This window comes from Ralstonia soli, from assembly GCF_023955655.1.
Classification (GTDB): domain Bacteria; phylum Pseudomonadota; class Gammaproteobacteria; order Burkholderiales; family Burkholderiaceae; genus Ralstonia; species Ralstonia soli.
This window is the reverse complement of the sequence record NZ_JAMXHT010000010.1, coordinates 1-4,026: the sequence shown is the minus strand read 5'-3', so window position 1 is coordinate 4,026 and position 4,026 is coordinate 1. Positions and strand designations below refer to the sequence as shown.

Sequence of the window (4,026 nt, the reverse complement as noted above, 5' to 3'; positions counted from 1 at the left end):
CGGCCGAAGTCGTAGGCCGCGTCAATGCGCGCCGAGATCGCGGCTCGCAACGCAGCGTCCGCGTTGTCGTCGAGCAGCCCCGAAGCACGCAGGCTGTTGCCAAGCAGATTGATGGGATCGGACTCGCGCAGATGCTTCGCTTCGTCCTTCGGGCGGTAGGTTTCCGGGTCGCCCTGGAAGTGGCCGAGGTAGCGGTCGGTCTTGACCTCGATGAGCGTCGGGCCTTCGCCGCGGCGCGCACGGGCCACGGCCTCGCCGGCGGCGCGATACACCGCCACAGCGTCATTGCGATCGACCAGCACGCCGGGCATGCCGTAGCCTGCAGCGCGCACGTCGTTGGAAGGCACGGAGGTCGAATCGGCCTTCTCAACCGAGATGCCGTACTTGTTGTCTTCGCAGATGAAGACCACGGGCAGCTGCCACAGCGCTGCCAGGTTCAGCGATTCATGAAATGCGCCCTGGTTGGCCGCACCCTCGCCAAACACGGCAATCGCCACCCAATCCTTGTTCAGCTTGCGTGCCGCCAATGCCGCGCCGCACGCCTGCGGCATGCTTGCACCGACGATGCCGCTGCACGAGAACTTGGTCTCCGGATGGAACAGGTGCATATGCCCGCCCTTGCCGCGGCCAAGGCCTGTTGCCTTGCCGAAGATCTCGGCAGTCATCTCATCAAGCGGCACGCCCTTGGAGATGGCGAAATGGTGGGCACGGTGCGGGCCGACCACGGTGTCTTCCGGCCGCAGATGCGCACACACGCCCACCGCCACCGGTTCCTGTCCGGCCGACAGGTGCATCTCGCCGGGCACGGGGCCGGCGCCAATATCAAAGGCCAGGCCCTTCTGGATCTTCGGCGGCAGCTTGCCTTCCAGATAGACCTTCGCCATGGCCTCTTCGTACTGGCGAATCTCGATCATCTTCTCGTACATCCACAGAAGATGTTGCGGTGTCGGGTCCATGCAAAGTCTCCTCTTGCTCTCGTAGTCATGGCCGGCGCGAGCCGGATGCACGGGAACTGCAAGAGGGATGCCAGCTGCAAATAGAAGTACCTGGTACGCATGGAAAATGCTCGCAAATCCTTTTGAACAAGGAGGTGCAGCTCGCCCACCTGAGATTGGCGGGCGCATGGATGTGTCTCGGGAGCGGGCCACGGAGCGAGACAGACGTCTCGGTCAATGAGACGTTTGTCTCAAGGCGGCTGAGTCATATGTCACGCGCCCTCAGCTTCGTGCCACGGATGTCGTCCTCGTCGAACCGAGTCTCGAGTCACCGAACGATGGGCGGCACCACAGAAGCTAACCACGGCTCGCCGCTACCGAGCCCCGGCATTGCAGCCCATACAGGTAATCGGCCATCCAATGTTCGCAAGTCAAGGCACGCCGACATTTCAGGCCAACTTGAAATGGGCATGGATGTTGCTTTTCAGCTGCGCGACTGCACGCAGCATTTTCTGGCGAACAGCCGTAAATGAGTTTCACACTCGCGATACCAACCCCAAGGAGGAAACATGAACTGGACGACGCCCGCTTATACCGAACTGCGACTGGGATTTGAGATCACCATGTATATCGCCAACCGCTGAATCGCATACCTCTGTCTCCTTCAGCCCGCCGCCTCCGGCGGGTTTTTTTCCACCCGTCCCTGGCCGATTTCTTGCTCAACTCGCCCGACACGTTGGGCTTGCATCATGACGATACTCAGAGTTCTCGGCTCGGCCGCCGGCGGTGGCTTCCCTCAGTGGAACTGCAACTGCCGCAATTGCGTCGGTGTGCGGCGCGGCACCGTGCGCGCCACCCCCCGCACGCAATCCTCCATCGCGCTTGGCGATGGCCAGCACAACTGGCTCGTGGTGAATGCCTCGCCAGACATCCTCGCGCAGCTGCGTGCCTCCCCTGCCCTGCAGCCGGCACGCACGCCGCGCGACACGGGCATCGTCGGCGTGGTGCTGATGGACGCGCAGATCGATCACGTGACCGGCCTGCTGATGCTGCGCGAGCATCGCCAGGCGTTGCCCCTCTATGCCAGCGCGGCGGTACTCAGCGATCTGTCCACCGCGTTTCCGCTCACGCACATGCTGTCGTATTACTGCGGGCTGGAGACACACACGCTCGCGCTGGATGGCAGCGCGTTCACCGTGCCGCCGCTCGCGGATATTGCCTTGACGGCGATCCCGCTGGAGAGCAAGGCACCGCCCTATTCGCCCAGTCGCAACGCGCACCGCGTGGGCGACAACATCGGCCTGCGCATCGTCGATCGAACCAGCGGCAAGCGGGCCTTCTATGCGCCGGGCCTTGCCCGCATCGAATCGCACGTGTTCGAAGAGTTGAGCGCAGCCGACGTGGTGCTGGTGGACGGCACCTGCTGGCGCGATGACGAAATGCTCGCCCTCGGCTTCTCCACCAAGACTGCGGCCGACATGGGGCACCTTGCCCAGTCCGGCCCGGGCGGCATGATCGAAACGCTCGACCGGCTGCCGGCGGCGCGCAAGATCCTCATCCATATCAACAACACCAACCCGATCCTCGACGAAGACTCCCCGCAACGGCGGGAACTGGACGCGCACGGCATCGAGGTGGCCTACGACGGCATGGAAATATCGCTATGACACATCCAGTTGCCTGGAGCGCGGAAGAGTTCGAAGCCCGGCTGCGTGCGAAGCAGGCGGGCTACCACATCCATCATCCGTTCAACCTGCGCATGCGCGCGGGCGAATGCACCCCGGAAGAAATCCGCACCTGGGTCGCCAACCGTTTCTACTACCAGGTCAACATCCCGCTCAAGGATGCGGCCATCCTGTCCAACTGCCCCGACCGCGCGACGCGCCGGGAGTGGATCGTCCGCATTCATGACCACGATGGCGACGACACGCAGCCGGGCGGCATCGAGAGCTGGACGCGTCTGGGCGAAGCCGTGGGCCTCACGCGCGATGCGTTGTGGAGCCACGCGCATCTGCTGCCGGGCGTGCGCTTTGCGGTGGATGCCTACGTGAACTTCGCGCGCCGCGCGCCGTGGCAGGAGGCGGTGTGCTCGTCGCTCACGGAGATGTTCGCGCCGGACATCCACAAGGAGCGGCTGGCCGGCTGGCCCGAGCACTATCCGTGGGTGCAGCCCGAAGGGCTCGCGTATTTCCGCTCGCGCATTCCACTGGCCTCGCGCGATGTGGAACACGGCCTGCGCGTGACGCTCGACACCTTCCGCACGCCCGAGCAGCAACAGCGCGCACTGGACATTCTGCAATTCAAGCTCGACATCCTCTGGTCGATGCTCGATGCCATTCAACAGGCCCATACCCATGACGCCATCCCTGCCTGATCCCGGCCGCCCGACGCTGCACCGGACCTTCCGGCTGCAGTGGGAAGACATGCAGCAGAGCTGGGTGCTGCTCTACCCCGAGGGCATGGTCACGCTCAGCGACAGCGCCGCGGCGATCCTGCAGCGGTGCGACGGCGCCCATACCCTCGACATGATGATCGATGATCTGCAATCCGCCTTTGGCGTGCAGGGCATCGCTCAGGAGGTCCACGCCTTTGTCAAACATGCAATCGAACGCGGCTGGCTCGTTTGAAGCCGAATCGCTGCTGGCGCCAGCCACCGCGCCGATGCCCGGCCCGCCGCTGTGGCTGCTGGCCGAGCTGACCTATCGCTGCCCGCTGCACTGCGCGTTCTGCTCCAACCCGGTCGATTACACGCAGCACGATCGGGAACTGACCACGGCGCAGTGGTGCGATGTGTTCACGCAGGCGCGCGCGCTGGGCGCGGTGCAGCTTGGCCTGTCGGGTGGCGAGCCGCTGCTGCGCAAGGACCTCGAAACACTGGTCGCGCACGCGCACAAGCTGGGGTTCTACGTGAATCTGGTGACGTCGGGCGTCGGCCTGACCGATGAACGGCTGGGCGCATTGCGTGCGGCGGGGCTCGACCACATCCAGCTGTCGTTCCAGGATTCCACGCGCGAGCTGAACGACTTCCTGTCCAGCACGCGCACCTTCGACCTCAAGCGCCGCGTGGCAGATCTGATCAAGGCGCACGGCT

The 4,026-nt window shown here is 64.3% G+C and carries 7 protein-coding genes; 6 read left to right on the top strand and 1 reads right to left on the bottom strand.

Annotated features, from left to right (window positions below; genetic code table 11):
• The coding region (locus NG900_RS23710; protein WP_252684370.1) for a thiamine pyrophosphate-dependent dehydrogenase E1 component subunit alpha at positions 1–956 on the bottom strand (956 nt) is incomplete at its 3' end.
• 317 nt (positions 957–1,273) lie between these two features.
• Between NG900_RS23710 and NG900_RS23705 the strand changes: the two genes are divergently transcribed.
• From NG900_RS23705 to NG900_RS23680, 6 genes are all read left to right on the top strand, one after another.
• The gene (locus tag NG900_RS23705) at positions 1,274–1,468 is read left to right on the top strand and encodes a hypothetical protein (protein WP_252684368.1); all 195 of its coding nucleotides are present in this window, start codon (positions 1,274–1,276) and stop codon (positions 1,466–1,468) included.
• A gap of 36 nt (positions 1,469–1,504) precedes the next feature.
• A complete protein-coding gene (gene pqqA / locus NG900_RS23700; RefSeq protein ID WP_009277446.1) occupies positions 1,505–1,579 on the top strand; it encodes a pyrroloquinoline quinone precursor peptide PqqA in 75 nt (24 codons plus the stop codon).
• 105 nt (positions 1,580–1,684) lie between these two features.
• On the top strand, positions 1,685–2,602 hold the full coding sequence (gene pqqB / locus NG900_RS23695; protein ID WP_252684366.1) for a pyrroloquinoline quinone biosynthesis protein PqqB: 918 nt from the start codon (positions 1,685–1,687) through the stop codon (positions 2,600–2,602).
• Positions 2,599–3,309, top strand: a complete 711-nt coding sequence (pqqC, locus tag NG900_RS23690) for a pyrroloquinoline-quinone synthase PqqC (protein ID WP_252684364.1) — start codon at positions 2,599–2,601, stop codon at positions 3,307–3,309. The genes pqqB and pqqC overlap by 4 nt, the downstream gene beginning before the upstream one ends.
• Positions 3,290–3,562 (top strand): pyrroloquinoline quinone biosynthesis peptide chaperone PqqD, encoded by a 273-nt coding sequence (gene pqqD, locus NG900_RS23685; protein WP_252684362.1) that lies wholly within the window; start codon positions 3,290–3,292, stop codon positions 3,560–3,562. The genes pqqC and pqqD overlap by 20 nt, the downstream gene beginning before the upstream one ends.
• Positions 3,534–4,026: radical SAM protein (locus NG900_RS23680; protein WP_252684360.1), on the top strand; the 493-nt coding region annotated here is incomplete at its 3' end. The genes pqqD and NG900_RS23680, both read left to right, overlap by 29 nt.

Coding starts and splice junctions, on each gene's coding strand:
- NG900_RS23705 (WP_252684368.1), top strand. CDS start 1,274: ATGGGCGGCACCACAGAAGCTAACCACGGCTCGCCGCTACCGAGCCCC.
- pqqB (WP_252684366.1), top strand. CDS start 1,685: ATGACGATACTCAGAGTTCTCGGCTCGGCCGCCGGCGGTGGCTTCCCT.
- pqqC (WP_252684364.1), top strand. CDS start 2,599: ATGACACATCCAGTTGCCTGGAGCGCGGAAGAGTTCGAAGCCCGGCTG.
- pqqD (WP_252684362.1), top strand. CDS start 3,290: ATGACGCCATCCCTGCCTGATCCCGGCCGCCCGACGCTGCACCGGACC.